General features: G+C 47.9%; 20 protein-coding genes, 1 tRNA gene and 1 other RNA gene. 15 read left to right on the top strand and 7 right to left on the bottom strand.

Annotation, left to right across the window (positions count from 1 at the left end; genetic code table 11):
- The first annotated feature begins 6 nt into the window (after nucleotides 1–6).
- Nucleotides 7–717: an SseB family protein gene (locus H8Z76_RS09245; RefSeq protein ID WP_186982306.1), complete on the top strand. Its 711-nt coding sequence runs from the start codon at nucleotides 7–9 to the stop codon at nucleotides 715–717.
- A gap of 366 nt (nucleotides 718–1083) precedes the next feature.
- On the opposite strand, the gene H8Z76_RS09250 is transcribed toward H8Z76_RS09245, so the two are convergent.
- Complete coding sequence (locus tag H8Z76_RS09250) at nucleotides 1084–1614, bottom strand: methyl-accepting chemotaxis protein (protein ID WP_186982307.1); 531 nt, start codon at nucleotides 1612–1614, stop codon at nucleotides 1084–1086.
- A gap of 137 nt (nucleotides 1615–1751) precedes the next feature.
- Between H8Z76_RS09250 and H8Z76_RS09255 the strand changes: the two genes are divergently transcribed.
- Complete coding sequence (locus H8Z76_RS09255) at nucleotides 1752–2654, top strand: DUF6128 domain-containing protein (protein ID WP_186982308.1); 903 nt, start codon at nucleotides 1752–1754, stop codon at nucleotides 2652–2654.
- Here H8Z76_RS09255 and H8Z76_RS09260 read toward each other — a convergent pair.
- Nucleotides 2641–3186 carry a GNAT family N-acetyltransferase gene (locus H8Z76_RS09260; protein ID WP_147619598.1) on the bottom strand — a complete coding sequence of 182 codons (546 nt, stop codon included), beginning with the start codon at nucleotides 3184–3186 and terminating at the stop codon, nucleotides 2641–2643. The genes H8Z76_RS09255 and H8Z76_RS09260 overlap by 14 nt on opposite strands.
- A gap of 108 nt (nucleotides 3187–3294) precedes the next feature.
- Here H8Z76_RS09260 and tadA point away from each other — a divergent pair, with 108 nt between their 5' ends.
- The 4 genes from tadA to H8Z76_RS13780 all read left to right on the top strand — a co-directional run bounded on the left by tadA (nucleotide 3295) and on the right by H8Z76_RS13780 (nucleotide 5155).
- The gene (tadA, locus tag H8Z76_RS09265) at nucleotides 3295–3783 is read left to right on the top strand and encodes a tRNA adenosine(34) deaminase TadA (RefSeq protein ID WP_022515741.1); all 489 of its coding nucleotides are present in this window, start codon (nucleotides 3295–3297) and stop codon (nucleotides 3781–3783) included.
- A 22-nt stretch (nucleotides 3784–3805) separates the two neighbouring features.
- Nucleotides 3806–4068, top strand: an RNA gene (gene ffs / locus H8Z76_RS09270) — signal recognition particle sRNA large type.
- A gap of 135 nt (nucleotides 4069–4203) precedes the next feature.
- Nucleotides 4204–5043: an NAD(+) diphosphatase gene (gene nudC, locus H8Z76_RS09275; protein WP_147619596.1), complete on the top strand. Its 840-nt coding sequence runs from the start codon at nucleotides 4204–4206 to the stop codon at nucleotides 5041–5043.
- Nucleotides 5030–5155 carry a hypothetical protein gene (locus H8Z76_RS13780; RefSeq protein ID WP_279287695.1) on the top strand — a complete coding sequence of 42 codons (126 nt, stop codon included), beginning with the start codon at nucleotides 5030–5032 and terminating at the stop codon, nucleotides 5153–5155. Before nudC ends, H8Z76_RS13780 begins: the two co-directional genes overlap by 14 nt.
- A 57-nt stretch (nucleotides 5156–5212) precedes the next feature.
- Here H8Z76_RS13780 and H8Z76_RS09280 read toward each other — a convergent pair whose 3' ends face one another.
- From H8Z76_RS09280 to H8Z76_RS09295, 4 genes are all read right to left on the bottom strand, one after another.
- Entirely contained in the window at nucleotides 5213–5947 is a 735-nt protein-coding gene (locus H8Z76_RS09280) for an ABC transporter permease (RefSeq protein WP_147619594.1), read from the bottom strand.
- 1 nt (nucleotide 5948) lies between these two features.
- On the bottom strand, nucleotides 5949–6701 hold the full coding sequence (locus H8Z76_RS09285; protein WP_147619591.1) for an ABC transporter permease: 753 nt from the start codon (nucleotides 6699–6701) through the stop codon (nucleotides 5949–5951).
- The gene (locus tag H8Z76_RS09290) at nucleotides 6698–7636 is read right to left on the bottom strand and encodes an ABC transporter ATP-binding protein (RefSeq protein WP_186982309.1); all 939 of its coding nucleotides are present in this window, start codon (nucleotides 7634–7636) and stop codon (nucleotides 6698–6700) included. The genes H8Z76_RS09285 and H8Z76_RS09290 overlap by 4 nt, the downstream gene beginning before the upstream one ends.
- Nucleotides 7637–7768: 132 nt before the next feature.
- Nucleotides 7769–7841, bottom strand: a tRNA-Ala gene (locus tag H8Z76_RS09295).
- 171 nt (nucleotides 7842–8012) lie between these two features.
- On the opposite strand from H8Z76_RS09295, the gene H8Z76_RS09300 reads away from it, so the two are divergent.
- Nucleotides 8013–8729 (top strand): response regulator transcription factor, encoded by a 717-nt coding sequence (locus tag H8Z76_RS09300; protein ID WP_022515737.1) that lies wholly within the window; start codon nucleotides 8013–8015, stop codon nucleotides 8727–8729.
- The gene (locus H8Z76_RS09305; RefSeq protein WP_186982310.1) at nucleotides 8726–10183 is read left to right on the top strand and encodes a sensor histidine kinase; all 1458 of its coding nucleotides are present in this window, start codon (nucleotides 8726–8728) and stop codon (nucleotides 10181–10183) included. Before H8Z76_RS09300 ends, H8Z76_RS09305 begins: the two co-directional genes overlap by 4 nt.
- Nucleotides 10184–10187: 4 nt before the next feature.
- On the opposite strand, the gene H8Z76_RS09310 is transcribed toward H8Z76_RS09305, so the two are convergent.
- A complete protein-coding gene (locus H8Z76_RS09310) occupies nucleotides 10188–10976 on the bottom strand; it encodes a GTP pyrophosphokinase (RefSeq protein ID WP_022515735.1) in 789 nt (262 codons plus the stop codon).
- A gap of 190 nt (nucleotides 10977–11166) precedes the next feature.
- Here H8Z76_RS09310 and H8Z76_RS13650 point away from each other — a divergent pair, with 190 nt between their 5' ends.
- The 7 genes from H8Z76_RS13650 (at nucleotide 11167) to H8Z76_RS09340 (ending at nucleotide 18457) form a co-directional block, all read left to right on the top strand.
- Nucleotides 11167–11262 (top strand): putative holin-like toxin, encoded by a 96-nt coding sequence (locus H8Z76_RS13650; protein ID WP_243240510.1) that lies wholly within the window; start codon nucleotides 11167–11169, stop codon nucleotides 11260–11262.
- Between the two features lie 275 nt (nucleotides 11263–11537).
- Nucleotides 11538–12377, top strand: a complete 840-nt coding sequence (gene dapF, locus H8Z76_RS09315; RefSeq protein ID WP_279287699.1) for a diaminopimelate epimerase — start codon at nucleotides 11538–11540, stop codon at nucleotides 12375–12377.
- Between the two features lie 17 nt (nucleotides 12378–12394).
- Complete coding sequence (locus H8Z76_RS09320) at nucleotides 12395–13879, top strand: UDP-N-acetylmuramoyl-L-alanyl-D-glutamate--2,6-diaminopimelate ligase (RefSeq protein ID WP_186982312.1); 1485 nt, start codon at nucleotides 12395–12397, stop codon at nucleotides 13877–13879.
- Nucleotides 13880–13913: 34 nt separating this feature from the next.
- A complete protein-coding gene (locus tag H8Z76_RS09325) occupies nucleotides 13914–14585 on the top strand; it encodes an ABC transporter ATP-binding protein (RefSeq protein ID WP_186982313.1) in 672 nt (223 codons plus the stop codon).
- The gene (locus tag H8Z76_RS09330; protein ID WP_186982314.1) at nucleotides 14578–16170 is read left to right on the top strand and encodes a hypothetical protein; all 1593 of its coding nucleotides are present in this window, start codon (nucleotides 14578–14580) and stop codon (nucleotides 16168–16170) included. Before H8Z76_RS09325 ends, H8Z76_RS09330 begins: the two co-directional genes overlap by 8 nt.
- A gap of 9 nt (nucleotides 16171–16179) precedes the next feature.
- The gene (locus H8Z76_RS09335) at nucleotides 16180–17391 is read left to right on the top strand and encodes an ABC transporter permease (protein WP_186982315.1); all 1212 of its coding nucleotides are present in this window, start codon (nucleotides 16180–16182) and stop codon (nucleotides 17389–17391) included.
- Nucleotides 17372–18457: an ABC transporter permease gene (locus tag H8Z76_RS09340; protein ID WP_186982316.1), complete on the top strand. Its 1086-nt coding sequence runs from the start codon at nucleotides 17372–17374 to the stop codon at nucleotides 18455–18457. The genes H8Z76_RS09335 and H8Z76_RS09340 overlap by 20 nt, the downstream gene beginning before the upstream one ends.
- Nucleotides 18458–18511: the final 54 nt, after the last annotated feature.

An 18511-nucleotide genomic window follows, 5' to 3' on the forward strand; every position in this document is an offset into this window, starting at 1 on the left:
AGAAACATGGGATTATTTGGAAAGAAAGACCGTGAGAAGGCGGGACAGTTTATATTTCTGACAGAGCAGATCTTTTCCATGGGGCAGATCGGGATCGCGGCAGTCGGAACCGTGAGCGGAAAGGTGCATGTGGGAGATGCCGTTTATCTGTATCATCCCGGCGTTCCGCTTGCTGCGGTGAGAGTAGATAAGTTAGAGCTTGCTCCGGGAAGAGGCGCAGAGGAAGCGGAAAACTGCATGGTTTCTCTGCATTTTGAAAATATGCGGCGGGAAAATATACAGAGATTTGCCGTGCTCAGCAATATCCGTCCGGATCAGATGGCGGAGCAGAAGGAAACGGTGGAAAATCCACAGCTGCGCGGACTGCTTTCGGGTTACGCGAAGTTTGAAAAGGAGCCGGAGTTTCTGCGGTTGTTTCATTACAACATCGCGCATGCCAAATTTATGATGGCGGTGTTTGCGGATGGAACAAACCTGTCCTTCCCAACGGTGGCAAACACGGATGGAACCTCTGCGATCCCGGTCTTTACGGATCCGGAAGCGCTGCTTAGATGGCAGAATGTCTTTGACGAAAAACATCCGAAGAAGACGGCAGTGCAGACCTTTGGGGAAGCAGCTGCGCTCAGTCAAAACGGGAATGACGGGATCGTGATCAATCCGTTTGATGACGCGCCGTACTTTTTATCCAATGATCTCATAACAAAGATTTCCCGGTAAATAAAAAAGAAAAAAGACAGTAAAAAGAGAGGACGTGACGTCCTCTCTTTTTGGGGAGTTTAGGATAAAATAAAAGGAAGGTATCCTTTTAAGGAGTTTGGCTTGTTTGTGTTTCTGCATATAATATAATACAGGTTTTAAGAAAAGTCAACTTCTTTTTGTGCAAAAAACATAAAAAATACAAAAAATATAAAAGAACAATGTGTAAAAACGCTAAAACACAGTAAAGAACTAGGCTGTGCGTTCTACGGTTTCGTGAATTTCTTCTGTGCCGGAAGCGTGCATACGGTCATATTCCTCAATAAACACATTCGTCTTACCGGCGTCTGCCGTAAGTTCTGCGATCACATTGTTTACCGTCTTAAATCATTCTGCGTTATCGGAGCACATCGCGCAGGTTTCCTCGGAGGAAGCGCTGATCTCCTCACTCGTTGAGGAAAGCGTGTTGGTGTCATCGATGAGCGTCTTATTGGTCTCTGTCAAAAGTCTGGTCTTTTCATTCATATCCTCAGATTTTTCCATCTCATTCATCACGGTATCCATCGACGTGATGGTATCGGTCGCGTTGTCATTTAACTTGGTGATGATCGATTCAATATTTTCCGTAGAGTCTTTGGCCTGTTCGGAAAGCATACGGATCTCCTCCGCGACAACGGCAAAGCCTTTTCCGGCTTCCCCGGCACGGGCTGCCTCGATCGTGGCATTTAGCGCGAGCAGATTCGTGCGTGAGGAGATCTGCTGGATGATACCGATGATCTTCTGCATATCCTTGGTGTGGTCGTGAAGTGCGGTCATATTGGATTTTACGGTATGGTTTTCCCGCTCGTAAAGGCGGATCGCGTCGGCGGAAATACCAAGCAGGTCTGCGACTTTGTGGATGGTATAATGAATGTTCATGTGATCGCTCCGTTCTTTTTGGCAATTATTATAGCACCGTAAGGAAAAAACTGCCATGTGCAAAAGTGAATAATTGTAGGTATGAATAAAATATTTTCGGAATAGGATAGAACATAGTAGATACAGGGAGGCCTTTTATGCAGCGATTTGTTACATATATCTATGCTTATGAGAATAATAACAAAAATCAGAATGTCGGGTTTGCCAAGGTGGATATCCGGGGCGATTACTGTCAGGTGGAGATCCATTTGAAACGAACCGGATATACCAATGTGAAGTGTCCGGTCTATCTTTTTGTGCGGGAAAATGAGGTGATCGTCGGCGTGGAGATCGGCGAGATCGCGCTGGTAAACGGCTGCGGCGATTTTGTGCGCCAGTTAAACTGTAATGGAGTGGGCGAGACACCCTATTGCATGAAGGATATGAAAGGGATTCTCATCTTTTTGGATAATACGGTGATGTTTGCGAGCCAGTGGGATGAAAAGGCAATCTACCGGGAAAACTTTAAGCCCTATGAGGAGACAAAAGAGATCCCGGTGGAGCAGGCGGAGGACGCAGCAGAGGAGCCGGAGGAATCCGGTCAGATGGAGAAATTGCAGGTCGAGAGCGTGCAGGCACAGCAATCCCGGGAACAGCAGACGGAGGAACTGCAGCCGGAAGCGCAGCGATCCGGGGATATGTGGATGGATTTATGGGAAAAGCTTAACGGGATGTACGGAGCAAAAAACCTGTTTGAAAATATGCCGGAGATCTCCGGGATCCACATGGAATTAAAGGATTTGCGGGAACTGCCAAAGAAATACTGGTATCTCGGCAGCAACAGTTTTTTGCTGCACGGTTTTTTCAATTACCGCCATCTGCTCCTTGGGAAAGTGGAAAATGAGAGCGGGAGAAAGTGGTTTATCGGCGTGCCGGGCATTTACCAGAACCAGGAAAAAGTGCTTGCGGCGGTCTTTGGATTCCCGGAATTCCGACAGGAAAAGGACACCGGGGTAAAGACCGGGCAATTTGGCTACTGGTATCGTTTTATGGATGAATGAGACTGTAAAGATAATGGTCGGCCCATTCGCCCTGGATCCGGGCGTTTTGCCGGAGCAGTCCCTCGCACTTGAAATAGAGGGATTCGAGCAGGCGGATGGACGGGGTATTTCCGGGCATGACGCATGCAGTGATCCGGTGCAGACCGAGATCGCCGAACATGATATCAATGCCCTCGATCAGAGCTTCCGTCGCATAGCCATGGTGCCAGAAGCGCTCGTCAAATTTATAACCAACCTCACAGCTGTCATAGATAGAGCGTGTGATGTCGCGGAAACAGATGGTTCCGATGATCCGGTCGGGATCGTCTTTTAAAAACACATAAAAGCGCACGGCGGAAAGCTGCACGGTCAGATTATATTCGCATAGCAGAACGGATTTCTGGTATTTTACGGTATAAAAATTGTCCGGCCGGCTGGCTTCATATTTTTCAAAAAGTTCTTTGTTGTCCAGATAGAAACAGAGGACTTTTTTTGCGGCCTCCGGGCGCAGTACTTTTAAGATCAGTCGGTCAGTCTCATAAATCAGGTTCATAGTTTGGTCTACTCCGTAAATTTTGCTATATTTGAATTCTATGTTATTATTATAGCAGATATTGACCGATGCGAAATAAAAATATGTGCGGGAAGGAAGGATGAGCCGGTGGAAGAACAGGAAAAATTCATGCGCGAAGCGCTAAAACAGGCAAAGAAGGCGTATAAGATCGGAGAGGTGCCGATCGGCTGCGTGATCGTGCAGGACGGAAAGATCATTGCCCGTGGTTACAACCGCAGAAATACGGACAAGGTCACGCTGGCGCATGCCGAGATCGCGGCGATAAAAAAAGCCAGCAAAAAGACCGGTGACTGGAGGCTGGAGGACTGTACGATGTATGTGACTTTAGAGCCATGTCAGATGTGTGCCGGGGCGATCGTGCAGTCGCGCATGAAAAAGGTCGTGATCGGATGTATGAACCCCAAAGCGGGCTGCGCCGGCTCGGTGTTAAATCTGCTTCAGATGCAGGAGTTTAATCATCAGGTGGAGCTTGAGCGGGGAGTGCTTGAGGAAGCGTGCTCAGAGATATTAAGCCGCTTTTTTAAGGAGCTGCGTGTGCGCAACAAAAAGGCGAAACAGGAATTGACAACCCCATGAAAAACCGTTATACTAAAAGAACTCGGGCAGCCGGGGGAGTAGCGGTACCCTGTACCAGCAATCCGCTAGAGCTGGGGTGATATCCCGCCGCGGGTTTTTGGGTTGTAAAGCTGCCCTTCGCAAGTGGCGTTGAAGTCTGGGTCTTACGCAATAGGAACTTACGAACCGTGTCAGGTTGGGAACAAAGCAGCACTAAGTAAGAGCTCTTATGTGCCGTGAGGTCGCCTGGGCCGAGCTAACTACGGAGGTAACGTTTGTGGTCCGGATTCAAAGCGGGATGCCCGATAAAAAAGAGTACAGAAGTATAAGACACTGGCTGATGATGCAGGTCTTATACTTTTTTTATTTGACGGCCACGGATCAGAGCGGGATGCGGGAAGCATTTCGGCTCTGTAATGGGGACGAGGAAAGGAAGCAGATATGATACAGGATATTTTTCCGCATGTTTATCACAATGAATTTACACCGCACGCACCGAAGGCGCAGGATATCGTGCTGATCTTTGACGGAAATGAGGTGCTGTTAGATGAAAAGAATAAATGGATGCTCACATTTGAGGAGGTAAAAGCGCGGATCGGGGAACAGGAGGCAGAGTACCGCTATCTTTTTCAGATCGATGACACCGGATTTTTCTATTTGCGCAATGCGGATGTGGACAAAATACCGGGGCTTTGCAGGTGCAGGAAAAACATTTTCCGTACCTACGCGCCGCGTCATCTTGCGTTTGCGGGCATTACGGCATTTAATCTGTATCAGTGGCGGGAGAGTCATCAGTTTTGCGGAAGATGCGGCGGGCAGTTAGAGCCGGATGAAAAGGAGCGCGCAATGCGCTGTCCGAAGTGCGGAGAGATCGTCTATCCGGTGATCTCACCGGCGGTCATCATCGGTCTGATCGATCCGGAAAGAGACCGCATCCTGTTTACAAAATATGCGGACCGTGATTATAAAAAATACGCGCTGATCGCCGGCTTTTCGGAGATCGGAGAGACACTGGAACAGACCGTGGCAAGGGAAGTAAAAGAGGAGGTCGGGCTTTCGGTCAAGAACATCCGCTATTACAAAAACCAGCCGTGGGCATTTACGGGAACACTTTTAGTCGGCTTTTTCGCGGAACTGGATGGAGCGGATGACATCACGTTAGAGGAGGACGAGCTCGGAGAGGCGACCTGGTTTACCAGGGAAAATATGCCGCCGACCGACAATGATATCTCGCTGACAGCGGAGATGATGGAAGTATTCCGGCGGGGTGAGGAGAAGTAAGGACGCTGATCCGTATGCATACTGGCTTGCATCCGGTATTGCAACAGACTGCGACAGCACAATGATCGAAAATGACATTGAACTGTTCTGCAACGAAAATCTGGCGCAGTAGAGCTGGAAAACAGCATAAAGATAGAGCATATAAGAGAGGGAAAGGGGTTCGCAGCAGTTAAACGCTGTGAACATCTTTCTTTTTTAACAGGAAAATGGCGGTTTCCAGGAATAAAAACAGGAAAAGCGCGGCAGAAAACAGAAACGGCACATAAGTGCCTGCCATATTATCCGTAGCGGAATTCGCGTTCATTGCGAGCATCATAAGCGCATAAGGCCAGAAATAGCCGGCGCCCTTTGCAACTATGCCAAGACTTACGATGCTGCCGAACAGGGCAAGGATGACCGGAACGGAAAAACTCCGGATGACCATGGAAAGTAGTAGGGACAGCGCAATGATCCCGAGACTTCCGATACAGCCGCGAAACAGCCAGAAAATACAGGAAAGCGGCATCAGACCGGGCAGACCGGCGAGTTTTCCGCAAACGAAAAACAGGATGCCGATCCAGATCTGGGTGAAAACGGTCATCTGAAACAGGACGATGAATTTTGCCAGGATCAGATCTTTTAATGGAACCGGCGCGGTCATAAGAAAGTTCCAGTTGTGGTTTAAATGTTCCATGCGCCAGAGATACGCGGCATAGGCGGCGATCAGAGGAGCATAGAAAAAGTCCGTATAAAACAGCGTGTGCTGGGTCCACAGGCTGTACCAGCCATTTTTTAAGACGGCAAGATTGCCGAGGTAATTAAAGGTTCCCATAATGGCGGGAAAAACAGGTACGATCAGAAACAGGAGCCAGATGGCAGAGGATCTCAGTTTCTTTCGTTCTGCGCGTATGCATGATCTTAACATATTAAACATCCTTTCTTTCAAATAAAGCGGTTCCGATGATACCTGCCAGAACAAGCAGGATCAGGATAACGAGCAGATGACCGGTGGAGAGCGGTGATTCCAGGTAGGAAACCGTGCGCGCCGCAGGATCCCAGTTGATGTGGACGGTCGCGAGCTGGCAAAAATAGGACCAGATGACAAACTGGGCAAATGTTTCCGAAAAAAACAGTGAAAACAGTCCGAAAAAGGAGCCGATCAGACCGAGCGCAAGTGGAATGATCTGGTTATCAAAGAAAAACGAAAGGATTTCCTGAAACAGATAGATGCATGTGCCGGTCAGAAAAGTGGTCACAAAAAAGCTGATCAGATGTGTGACCGGAAGCGGCTGTGTGAATGCAAGTTTTTTTCCAAAGAACAGGATAAGCAGGCATTCAAAGCACGCAGTTACCGCAAAAAGCAGGGTTCCGATCAGGGATTTGGCAAAAAAGATATTCCCGCGCTTTTCCAGTGTACATAACAGCTTCAGTGTGTTTCCCTTGTGCTCGGTGTCCCAGATGCGGCTCGCAAGTACCGCGAGAAATAAAGGAAACACGACCGTGTTGATGGTAGGAAGGCTGTAAAGCATGGAAAAATAACCACTTGCACGGGCAGCATCATCCACATTTCGAAAATCCATGGCGCACCACAAAAACAGAAAGCCGTACAGGCAGAGCATCAGCAGTGGAAAATGGCGCCGCCGCATTTTTTTCAATTCTGTATGAAAAGCTGCGATCATGATAAGCACACACTCCTTCCGGTCAGGTCTAAGAAGATGTCTTCCAGACTCTTTTTGGATTCTTCGATCCGAAAAACTTCGATGTGATCCGTGATCAGTGCACGTAGAACGCCGGAAAGCTCAGAGTCGGAAAGCATTGGCAGAGAAAGGATAGTATCTCTGCGATCCGGCCCGGAGGTGGAAAGTGATGCCGGAACATGCTTCTCCTTTAACAGGGCAAGCGCGCGTTTCGGTTCGGAGGTGCGCAGATGCAGACTTTCCTGGCTGTGGGCGTGCAGTACATGGAGAGAATTTTCAAATAAGAGCTCTCCGTGATCGATAATGCCGATTTCGGCCGCCATCTGGTCGATCTCAGACAGCAGGTGGCTGGAAACGAGTACGGTCATTCCATACTGTTTCGGGAGGCGGCAGATCAGTTGGCGGATCTCCTGAATACCGGCAGGATCGAGACCGTTTGTCGGTTCGTCAAGCAGGATCAGTTTCGGATTTCCGAGTAAGGCACAGGCGATGCCGAGACGCTGCTTCATGCCGAGCGAGTAATGTTTTACCTTCTTATTCCCGACGTCGTTTAAATGTACGATTTCAAGGGCATGGGAGACGGACTTTTTGTTTACGCCCTTTAACGTTGCGGCGATCTCAAGATTTTCCCGTCCGCTTAAATGTCCGTAGTAGGCAGGTGATTCGATCAGCGAACCGATCATGGAAAGAACGGTAAGTCTGTTTTTCTCATTCATGGTTTTGCCGAGGATGCGCACAGCTCCGTCGGTCGGTTTTACAAGTCCTAGCATCATTTTCATGGTCGTGCTTTTTCCGGCACCGTTCGGACCTAAAAAACCGTAAACACAGCCGGATGGTATGTTTAAATTTAAGTGGGAAACACGCAGTTCACCCTTATATTCCTTGCATAGATTTTTTGTCTGGATTGCGTAGTTCATGATGGATACCTCTCTTTCTTAGCCGGGACAGATGTGTTGTCGCTGTCCTGCGATAAGTCTAAGATAAAGCAGAGGTCTTAGATCTGACTGAAGTGCCCATTAAGATTAGCTTAAATTTGGGTATAGAAAAAATGGAGATAGGGGGACTCGAACCCCTGACCTATACGTTGCGAACGTATCGCTCTCCCAACTGAGCTATATCCCCATTTGACGAAGTTTATTATAACACCATTCTGTAAAAAAAAGCAAGACGCACTGAAAAATAAATTGAAAATCTGCGCTGCCTTAAATTTGCCTTAAATTTTGCCCGGATTTCTTTTGGAAAGCATAGAAAACCGCTATAATTGTGGAAAGAAAAGAGATGGGAGCAGATTTTATGGAACGGATACAGGACGCAAAAATATTACTGGTGGACGATAATGCAGAACTTCTGGAACTGCTGTTAAAAATACTGGCCGGGGAAGGTTATAACAGGCTGTTTCCCGCAAAAAACTGCAGGGAGGCAAGGGAGCTTTTTGAGAATGAACAACCGGATTTTATGATCCTTGATGTGAATCTGCCGGACGGCGACGGATTTCATTTATTTATGGAATTCCGGGCAAAAGAGGATGTTCCGGCATTGTTTCTTTCGGCGCGCGATGAGGATCAGGACCGGCTGTTCGGACTTGGGCTTGGTGCCGATGATTATATCACAAAGCCTTTTCTGACGCAGGAGCTGCTGCTTCGGGTCTCATTGATCCTAAAACGGACTTACCGCACGGTGCTAAATCCCGTGCAGACTGCCGGGATAAAGATTGGAAATGCCCAGGTGGATTTTCGGAGCGCAACGATAAAAAAAGATGGCGCAGAAAGTGCGCTTACGGCGAAGGAACTTGCTATTTTAAAGAAGCTGGCGGACAACCGGGGCAATATCGTGACTTTTGACATGCTCTGCGAGGCAGTCTGGGGGGATGGCTATTATGGCTATGAAAATACGCTGATGGTGCATATGAGGCATCTCAGGGAAAAGATCGAGGACAATCCGTCGAAACCGGAATATATTTTGACCGTGCGGGGACTCGGCTACCGGCTGGCAAAAGAGGTGGCGGAATGAAAAGTCTATTTAAGATTATGCGAAATTACGTCGGCACGGCAGTTTTCATCACCTGTATGGTTTTAGTGCTGAATTTCATGCTGTTAGCAGGACTGACCCTGCATTATGGAACGCAGAGCGAAGCAAAGGGAAAAATCTCGCAGATCGCGCGGGAGATCCAAAACAGCGGGGACGGTTATGTCCTTACAGATCAGGGAGAAACGCTTTTAAATGGTTATGCATGGGCATTTCTGCTGGATGCCGGGGGAAATGTCATCTGGAGCTATGACACACCGGAGGATTTCCCCGAGAGGTATACAGCGGCGGATGTTGCGGCGTTCAGCAAGTGGTATCTGGACGACTACCCGGTGCAGTGCTGGAAGCAGGGTGAAAAGCTGCTTGTAGTCGGAGAGGAAAAGGACAGTGTCTGGAAACACCAGATGGAGTTTGGAATGCCGTTTATGAAAAAGATCGGATCGATGTTTAGAACCATACTTCTGGCAAACGGAGGGCTGATCCTTTTATTTTGTTTTTTCTTCGGACTGCATTTTTACCGTTCGCTTCGTCCGCTGGCTGCGGGGATCGAAGATCTTGCAAAAGAAGAAAGTATTTATTTGCAGGAAAAGGGCATGACGGGAGAACTGGCGGAAAAGTTAAATCAGACATCAGAACGTCTGGAGCGGCAGAAAGCCGTGATCGAGGCGCGGGATACAGCGCGGACAAACTGGATCGCTGGGGTGTCGCATGATATCCGTACACCGCTTTCGATGATCATGGGCTATGCCGAGCAGCTTCTTTCTGCGGAAAATATGGACGCCGAGCAGAAAAAACAGCTTGGTATCATACGGGATCAGGGCGTGAAGATCAAGCATCTGATCGAGGATCTGAACCTGACATCAAAACTGCAGTATCAGATGCAGCCGCTGCGGCAGGAGGAGTTTCATCCCGCAAAGCTGATGCGGCAGATCGTTACCTCGTATTATAATAACGGACTTGCCGGGTGCTATGAGATCCATTTCGATGCGGCGGGAAAAGTGGAGCCGATCCTCATCACAGGGGATGTGAGCCTTTTGACGCGGGCGTTTGAAAATCTGATCGGGAACAGCATCCGCCATAATGAGAATGGCTGCACGGTTGACATAACTATGAATACCTGCACAGATGGAAGCGGGATGGGCTGGCTTGTGACGGAGATGAAGGATGATGGCTGCGGGATACCGGAGAACGTGATACAGGGACTGGAAGAAGAACAGATGGGAAGCGGACAGCAGAGCGGGCAAATAGCCGGGCAGCCGCAGACTGAGAAGGAATCCGTCAGCAGACCGCATATCATGGGGCTTTTTGTGGTAAAGCAGATCGTTCTCTCCCATGGCGGAAAATTTGAGATCAGGGCGGCAAAAAAGGGTGCGGATATCCGGGTGCTGCTTCCGCTTGCGGCGGAGAAAACGGCGGAAAAGAGGACGGAGCAGAGATGACGGTTTAAGGTTCCAGTGCGGAATTCATGTGTTCCATTTTTTCCTCTGCCTGATAAATGAGGCGGCTGCATTCTAAAAGCTCATCGGAAAAATCTTCGGTATTTACAATGCCGTTGCTGATGGTCTTATATTTGATATCATGCTCCAGACTTGCCCAGAGATCCATGGCGAGCGTGCGGATCTGAAGCTCCACCGGAACCAGCTGTTTTTTGTTCATGAAATAGACCGGAACGCGTACGATCATATGTAAGCTGCGGTAGCCGTTCGGTTTCGGATTCTCAATGTAGTCTTTGACATCAATGATGTAAAGGTCATCCTGTGCCATAATGCGGTCACGGATCAGATAGACATCCTTGATATACGGGCACACGACACGCACCCCCGCAATGTCAAAAATGTTGTTGCAGGCACAGCCAAGGGTCAGATTCAGATCCTTTTTCTGTAACTTGCCAAGAATACTCTGCGCGGATTTCAAGCGCGTGTCGATATGGTGGATCGGACAGCGCTGTTTGCGGAACTTGAATTCATCCTTGATGATATCAAGCCTTGCCGTTGTCACACACATGGCGGCGTTGTACATCCGTAAGATCGGTTCCATCGTCTGGGAAAATTCATCGGTGATATCCGCGATCTTTTCCATGCTGTCATCTACACCGCGCTGCATCGGCACGAGCTCATTGACCGAAAAGACATTGTTCTGTTCGGTTACATACTGATTGACCTCGATGTGGTTGTTGATTTCTATGTTTGTAATATTTGATGTGTTTGATTCTGAATTGTTTTTTCCTTTCATGTAAAATCCCCCGTTTAATTTCTACATTTATCATTATAACAAAAAGATATAAAATGGGGATAAAGGAAACATTAAAAGTTTATGAAATGCGTTGTTGGGGAAAAAGAACTATGCTACACTTTCAGACAAGAAGCATCGTGTTACAAGGTGGATACCCTCCCGGACTTGCAAAAGAAGGGAGGTGATGCGGATGGATACATACCAGATCCTGGAGTTATTGTTTTTGGGCGGTTCGTTCCTGATAGCATTGCTTACCTACATTGATAGGAATAATAAGCGAAAATAAAAAAGCCTACCTTGTACTTGGCGGTCCGAGGTAGGCTTTAGCCTTAAACGGGAAGCGAACCACTTTGTGGGCGATTGCTTCTTTTTGTGACTTCATTATAATATGCATAGAGGTAAATTTCAAGCAATATTCGAAAAAGCACTATCTGCAATGTATTTAGCACATAATATATATTTGTTTCAAAAAGTGCCATGTATAATATTTTTATAAAATAAGAAGAAATGCTGTCGCGGCGGCAGTGTGTTGCATAAAATAAAAGGATGGGAGAATGGATGATGAAATTTACAAAGATGCATGGCTGTGGAAATGATTATGTTTATATAAATTGTCTGGAAGAAAAAGTAGACAATCCGGCAGAGCTTGCCAGACGTGTGAGCGACCGTCATTTTGGCATCGGTTCCGACGGGCTGATCCTGATCTGTCCTTCCGATCGGGCGGATGTGCGCATGCGCATGTTCAATGCGGACGGTTCGGAGGGTGAGATGTGTGGCAATGGCATCCGCTGCGTGGCGAAGTATGTGTACGATCATCATATCGTAGAAAAGACAGGGCTTTCGGTTGAGACCGGAGCCGGCATCAAACAGCTGGATCTTTTCACAGAACAGGGAAAAGTGGTGCAGGTGCGTGTGGATATGGGCGAACCGGTTCTTGCAGCGGCACAGATCCCGGTGGTATCGGACAAAGCGGAAGTTATCGGGGTTCCGGTCGAGGTTGGAGGAAAAACATGGGAGATGACATGCGTTTCCATGGGAAATCCACATGCGGTCGTGTTTGTGCCGGATACCGCAGGGCTTGATCTTATTTCTTACGGACCGCTTTTTGAGCACCATGAAATGTTTCCGAAGCGGGTCAATACCGAATTTGTGCAGGTGTTAAGCCGTGAAGAGATCAACATGCGTGTCTGGGAGCGCGGATCGGGAGAGACACTGGCGTGCGGAACCGGAACCTGCGCAAGTGTGATGGCGTGTATTTTAACCGGACGGACCGGGCACCGGGTGCTGGTACATCTCCTTGGCGGAGATCTGACCATAGAGTATGAGGAAAAGAGCAATCATATCTTTATGACCGGGCCGGCAGTCACAGTATATGAAGGAGAAATCGAAACAATCAGATAGAGAAAGGGTGGAGTTCCATGAAACTGGCTGAGTTACTGGAAAAAACGGAATATGAGGTAAGACAGGGCAGCACGGATCAGGAAGTGAAGGGTCTTGCCTATGATTCGAGAAAAGTGAGTGAGGGATTTGCGTTTGCGTGCATTTCGGGGAGTATGCAGGATGGGCATGATTTTATCCCTGAGGTGGTAAAAAAAGGCGCAAAAGTGCTTGTTGTGCAAAAAGAGGTGGAAGCACCGGAAGACGTTACGGTCATCCGGGTAAAAAATACCCGTCTGGCGCTTGCGCTCATGTCGGCTGCCTGGTTTGACTATCCGGCAGAAAAACTGAAAACGATCGGAATCACCGGGACAAAGGGAAAGACCACAACTTCCTACATGATAAAATCCATTCTGGAACAGGGCGGAATCAAAACAGGACTGATCGGCACGATCGAGGTCATCATAGGAGACAGGCGGCAGGACGCGAAAAACACAACGCCGGAGTCCTATGATATTCAGGAACTTTTTGCAAAGATGGCAGAGGCGGGACTTTCCGCAGTGGTCATGGAAGTTTCCTCGCAGGGTTTAAAACTCGACCGCGTGGCGGGAATACAGTTTGATTATGGGGTATTTACCAATCTCGAGCCGGATCACATCGGGGAAAATGAGCACAAGGACTTTGCGGAATATATGTACTGCAAGAGCCTCCTGTTCAAACAGTGCAAAGTTGGTCTGTTTAATGTGGACAGTGAGCATGTGTCCGGCGTTTTAGAGGGACGCACCTGCAGTGTGGAAACCTTTGGATTTGGCGCGGATGCCGATCTGCGGGCGGAGCAGATGGAACTTGTGCATGAACCGGGAAAGATCGGGGTTCGTTATCATGTGGGCGGAGTTATGGATTTTGATGTGGATATCAACGTGCCCGGGCGTTTCAGTGTATACAATTCGCTTGCGGCGATCGCGGTCTGCCGTCATTTTGCAGTCACTGTGCCTGAGATCAAAAAAGCACTGGCGGATGTGGCGGTAAAAGGCAGGATCGAGATCGTACCGGTGTCCTCACACTATACGTTAATGATCGATTACGCGCATAACGCAATGGCGCTTGAAAGCCTGCTTACCACATTGCGGGAGTATGAGCCGAAACGTCTCATCTGCCTGTTTGGCTGCGGGGGGAACCGCGCAAAGGCAAGGCGTTATGAGATGGGAGAGGTGTCCGCGAGACTTGCGGATTTTACGGTGGTGACATCAGACAATCCGCGCTTTGAGCAGCCGATCGCGATCATTAATGATATTCTGGTCGGGGTAAAAAAGATCGGTGGAAAATATGTCGCGATCCCGGATCGCAAAGAAGCGATCGCCTACTGCATGGCAAACGCGAAGGAAGGGGACGTGATCGTCCTTGCCGGAAAAGGCCACGAAGATTATCAGGAGATCAAGGGAAAGAAGTATCCGATGGATGAGCGGGAGCTGATCGCCGAGATAAAACGGGAAATGTTTGACAGTAGACAGCAGGATACCATATAATAAAAGTGCTATTTTTTGGCGAGACGGGAGACTTATGGTAAAAGCGGAGCATATTAGGAAAAAACTTGGCAGACGTGAGATATTAAAAGATGTTTCCATATTCGGGGCACCCGGGGAATGTATCGGCATTATTGGTGCGAACGGATGCGGAAAGAGTACTTTTTTGTCCATTCTTGCCGGAATAGAGAAACCGGATGACGGGGATCTTACGTTTTTCCAGAAAAAACCGCTTACGGATCACAGAGTTTTTACACACATGTGCGGATTTGTGCCGCAGGGAAATCCTCTCTTGGAAGATTTGAGTGTGCGTGATAACCTTGCGCTCTGGAGCCGAAAGGATAAAAAGGCGTTAGAGCAGGTGATCAGCCGTTTTGCACTTACAGAGATGCTTCATCTTCCGGTGAAAAAACTGTCCGGAGGCATGAAACGCAGGCTCAGTATCGCATGTGCGGCAGCGGATGATGTGCCGATCCTGGTACTGGATGAACCAACGGCGGCGCTTGATATTTTCTTTAAGGAGAGTATCCATGAATTTATCCGTGATTTTACTGCGCGGAACGGCATTGTCGTTATGGCAACGCATGATGCGTCGGAAATTGCGCTGTGTGACCGCATTTATTATATGGAAGAAGGACGAACCGAAGAGATAGCAGATACCGGAAATGTTCTGGAAAAAATTAAAAAAGGGAGAAACAAGCATGAGTGAGAACAATGAAACAAAATTTGACCCGGTGACCGGGCAGAATGTGGCACAGACACCACAGCCGGAAAACCCATATGTGACCGGACAGAATGTGGCACAGGCACCACAGCCGGAAAACCCATATGTGACCGGACAGAATGTGGCACAGGCACCACAGCCGGAAAATCCATATGTGGCAGGAAAGAATACGACACAGACACCACCGCCGCAGAATCCATATGATCCGCTGGCAGCGCCTCAGCCGTCAAACAAAAAGAATATGAAGATACTGCTTGGCGTTATTTTTGGCGTGATCGCGGTGATCGTGATCGCCATCATCTGTTGTGCGGCAAGCGGCGTGTTTACAAGCAAAAATAAAAAGGTTTTAAAAGCAGCAAAAAATACATTTGTTCCAAATGAACTTATGAAGGATCTGAATCCGGGAACAACCCTGATCGCCGGCGGAAACTATACACTGGCAGTGGAACTGGCAGGCGAGACAGACGGGAAAGATATCGGGATCAAGGCATCCTATCAGCAGAATGCAGAGCAGAAAATGCACAGTGTCAACGGAAAAGTGGAATATTCCGGTGTAAGTGTGGATTTTCATGAATATATGGATGAAGATGGACTGCTCATCAGTGTTCCGAAGCTTTATCCGGATGTATTTGGTTACTATTTTAATGAAGAAAAAGACGGATATGCGGCAGATATACTTGGCAACAAGTTCTTTGACGCGTTTGATGATCTCTGCCTGACCTCCATGAATGATATGGCGGCAAGCGCAAAGATGAGTGCGGACTATCTGCAGGTGTTAAAAGAAAACTATGATGCGCTGGAGTTTGTGAACGCTCCGAAGGCAACGTTCCAGATCGAAGGCAAGGATGTGTCCTGCAAGGGTTATACCACTACGCTCACAGAAGAAAATGTGGATGCGTGCCTGGATGAACTTTCTGAAGTTTATGATACTTATAATAAAAACACGATCGATGATGTCAAGACCATGTGCAAAGAGCTTGGACTGGATGATGAAGACCTGAAAGATTTCGACTGCAATGCGTTTGATTCTTTAAAGGATAAGATCGATGGAATGCCGGATCTTGATGTGACATTTTATATTTACAAAAACAGACTGGCAGCAGTTGTTGTGACAGGAACCGATGAAACTGGTGATATGGAACTTGATGTGGAATTCCGCGGAGGTACCACACCGACTCAGAATACATTTATTACCTATGGCTTAAACGGGGATAGCGGTACGCTCAAAATCCTTGGAAAGACAGAGGATTCCGTGGAAAAGACCAAGATCGTAGAGGTCTATGACGGAGAAAAGACAACACTTGCAAGCATTAATTATGATTATGCGAATAAGGAACTGGAGATCGAAACGGATGACGGGGATATCATGGCGACCATCGACAATTCTGACAAGGGACTCGTCATTGACATGGAAGATCTGTACAGTGCATCCACGTTAAAGCTTACCTTAAAGCGTGGCTCAAACATCAAGAAACCGGAGGGCGATGTCTTTGATATCGGAACGGCTTCTGAGGATGATTTTTATGATCTGGTCTATGACATTCAGGATCTTACCAGAGGTCTGTTTTAGGATAAAAAGATGAAGAGAATATTTGCATATTTGCGAATTGAATTAAAAAAAGGGATTCGAGTGATCCCTTTTTTTATACAATCGTTTCTGGTCACGACCGTTGTGCTTGGACTGGCGCTTGCGTTGATCTGCCATTTCATGTTACAGTCGCAGACCTTTGTAAAAATGAATATCGGAGTTGTCGTGCCGGATCAGGAGACGAATACAAGAATGGCAATGAAGCTTGTTTCCGCAATGGACAGCGTGGACAGTATCTGCAATTTCAGTTATCCGGATGAGGAGACAGCAAGAGAGGAGCTGGCGGATGGGAAACTCGCGGCGGTGATCCTTCTGACGGAGGATTTTTATGATGACGTAAATGACGGTGTCAACACGCCGGTGGATATCCTGCTTGCGCCGGACAGCCCATTTGATGAAGCGGTATTTACGGAACTCGTGCGCGCGGGAGTTTCCATGCTTCAGACTGCGCAGGCGGCGGTCTATGCCGTGGATGAAGCAGCGGGAGAATACCGGCTTTTCATGTCCAAAAGTGATATGGAATATGAACTTTCCTATCTTTATCTTTCTTATGCTTTTGCGAGAAACAGCACTTTTGCGGAGCAGGAAGAGACTCCGCTTGGAGCTGTAAGTTTGGGCGAATTTTATATCGTGTGCGGGGCAGAGGTGTTAAGTCTCGTTTTTGGAGTTTGTTTTCTGTCGCTGTATCGGTCAGAGAGCCGGGATTTTATGCGGTGTCTGCGCAGGATCGGCGTGAATGCGCCGCTTCAGTCGGTGATGCGGATCTTTGTGATGGCGCTTGACCTCTGGCTGGTCTTAACCGGCTGCTATGTCGCTTTTAACATCGTGTATGCAAAAATGATCGGATCCGTTGCAATGATCTTCCCAAGGCAGATCGCGGGATTTTTCTTCTATGCACTGGCGCTTGCGGCGTTTTTTCACTTTGTTTTCGCGTTACTGGGAGATTCGGAAAACGGAGGGCTCATCTATCTTCTGATAGCAGTATTTCTGATCATCTGCGCAGGCGGGCTGTTTCCGATGGCGGCTTTCCCGGGATGGATGCAAAAACTTTCCGGTGTACTTCCGCTTGCGTGGTGGCAGAAATATCTGACCGGACTTCTCTGGACGAAGGTGGAAATAAAAACGATGCTTGTGCTCATTTTTGGCAGCATATTTTTTGGAGGGGCGGGAGCTTTTGTGTTATATGAAAAAACAAAACGATAACTTTGTTTTTTATGGAAAATGGATCCGGATGGCAGGGAAACGGCAGTTAAAAAAGTCCTCTTTTTATCTGTTTCTTGTTGGTGTCCTGTTTTTACTGTATCTGGTGCAGAATATGATTCTGCCAAGTGCGAAAAATACACGTATCGGGATCTTTGCGGAGAATGGAATCTACGCGGAAAAGACCAAAGAAGCACTGCTTCATCAGGAAGGCGGGCTTGCGTTTGTGGAAGTTTCCGGCGAAGAAGAATTAAAAAATGCTGTTTACCGGGGGGAATATGACTGCGGATTTGTTTTGCCGCAGAGCCTCGATGAGGCAATGGCGGATCGGGATCTTACAGACAGCGTGACTTATATTTACAGTACTGCCACGACCAAAGGGATGGTCGCAAAAGAGAGCGTATATGCGGTGTTGTTCCGGTTTTTAAGCAGTGAACTATTAAAGGCGGAATCGGAAAATGGCACACTGTTTGAAGAAAGCAGTACCGAAGCGGCAGAGGCTGTTCTTGCCGCAAATGAGCGTTATCTTGGCGGGGATGAGATCTTTACGGTAAATTTTGTGGAAGCAGGGAATGCAGATGCGGCAGAAAGTACAGATGCAGCAAAAAGCGGGAAAGAAAGCGGCGCGGATACGGCGGCCGGTGTGCTTGGAAGCTGCATTTTTGCGGCGGCACTTCTCTACGGCAGATACCGGTTTGGAACAGAGTATGAGACGATCGGGCGAAAACTGCCGGGACGAAGCAGGGAAATGATCCGCTTTTTGCAGATCCTGATCCCGCTTTTTCTGTTATCTGTTCCACTTACGGTTATTTTTGCGGTCATGCAGAATAAATCTATACTTTCGCTGATCCCTTCGATGGCGCTGCTTGTGATACTATCTGCGCTGTGGGCATTTCTCTTTTCGTTTTGTTTTCGCAGTGAACAAAAATATCTCTGCGGGATGCTCGGTGTGCTGATCCTAAGTGTGCTGTTTACGCCGGTATTTTTTGATCTCTCGGTTTATGTGCCCGCGGTGGGCGTTTTGCGCAGGGTGTTTCCGGGGTATTACTTTTATAAAATGTTCGTGTGACGGGGCAGTTTTTGTGGAAGAAAGTGAAAAGGCATGAATGTTAGTGCAATGAAT

The sequence above is a fragment of the Roseburia yibonii genome (genome assembly GCF_014297335.1).
GTDB lineage: Bacteria > Bacillota > Clostridia > Lachnospirales > Lachnospiraceae > Roseburia_D > Roseburia_D yibonii.

Excerpts from the sequence above, each read along its gene's own strand:
- H8Z76_RS09245 (WP_186982306.1), top strand. The coding sequence starts at position 7 with ATGGGATTATTTGGAAAGAAAGACCGTGAGAAGGCGGGACAGTTTATA.
- H8Z76_RS09250 (WP_186982307.1), bottom strand. The coding sequence starts at position 1,614 with ATGAACATTCATTATACCATCCACAAAGTCGCAGACCTGCTTGGTATT.
- H8Z76_RS09255 (WP_186982308.1), top strand. The coding sequence starts at position 1,752 with ATGCAGCGATTTGTTACATATATCTATGCTTATGAGAATAATAACAAA.
- H8Z76_RS09260 (WP_147619598.1), bottom strand. The coding sequence starts at position 3,186 with ATGAACCTGATTTATGAGACTGACCGACTGATCTTAAAAGTACTGCGC.
- nudC (WP_147619596.1), top strand. The coding sequence starts at position 4,204 with ATGATACAGGATATTTTTCCGCATGTTTATCACAATGAATTTACACCG.
- H8Z76_RS09280 (WP_147619594.1), bottom strand. The coding sequence starts at position 5,947 with ATGTTAAGATCATGCATACGCGCAGAACGAAAGAAACTGAGATCCTCT.
- H8Z76_RS09285 (WP_147619591.1), bottom strand. The coding sequence starts at position 6,701 with ATGATCGCAGCTTTTCATACAGAATTGAAAAAAATGCGGCGGCGCCAT.
- H8Z76_RS09290 (WP_186982309.1), bottom strand. The coding sequence starts at position 7,636 with ATGAACTACGCAATCCAGACAAAAAATCTATGCAAGGAATATAAGGGT.
- H8Z76_RS09300 (WP_022515737.1), top strand. The coding sequence starts at position 8,013 with ATGGAACGGATACAGGACGCAAAAATATTACTGGTGGACGATAATGCA.
- H8Z76_RS09305 (WP_186982310.1), top strand. The coding sequence starts at position 8,726 with ATGAAAAGTCTATTTAAGATTATGCGAAATTACGTCGGCACGGCAGTT.
- H8Z76_RS09310 (WP_022515735.1), bottom strand. The coding sequence starts at position 10,976 with ATGAAAGGAAAAAACAATTCAGAATCAAACACATCAAATATTACAAAC.
- H8Z76_RS13650 (WP_243240510.1), top strand. The coding sequence starts at position 11,167 with ATGGATACATACCAGATCCTGGAGTTATTGTTTTTGGGCGGTTCGTTC.
- dapF (WP_279287699.1), top strand. The coding sequence starts at position 11,538 with ATGAAATTTACAAAGATGCATGGCTGTGGAAATGATTATGTTTATATA.
- H8Z76_RS09320 (WP_186982312.1), top strand. The coding sequence starts at position 12,395 with ATGAAACTGGCTGAGTTACTGGAAAAAACGGAATATGAGGTAAGACAG.
- H8Z76_RS09325 (WP_186982313.1), top strand. The coding sequence starts at position 13,914 with ATGGTAAAAGCGGAGCATATTAGGAAAAAACTTGGCAGACGTGAGATA.
- H8Z76_RS09330 (WP_186982314.1), top strand. The coding sequence starts at position 14,578 with ATGAGTGAGAACAATGAAACAAAATTTGACCCGGTGACCGGGCAGAAT.
- H8Z76_RS09335 (WP_186982315.1), top strand. The coding sequence starts at position 16,180 with ATGAAGAGAATATTTGCATATTTGCGAATTGAATTAAAAAAAGGGATT.
- H8Z76_RS09340 (WP_186982316.1), top strand. The coding sequence starts at position 17,372 with ATGAAAAAACAAAACGATAACTTTGTTTTTTATGGAAAATGGATCCGG.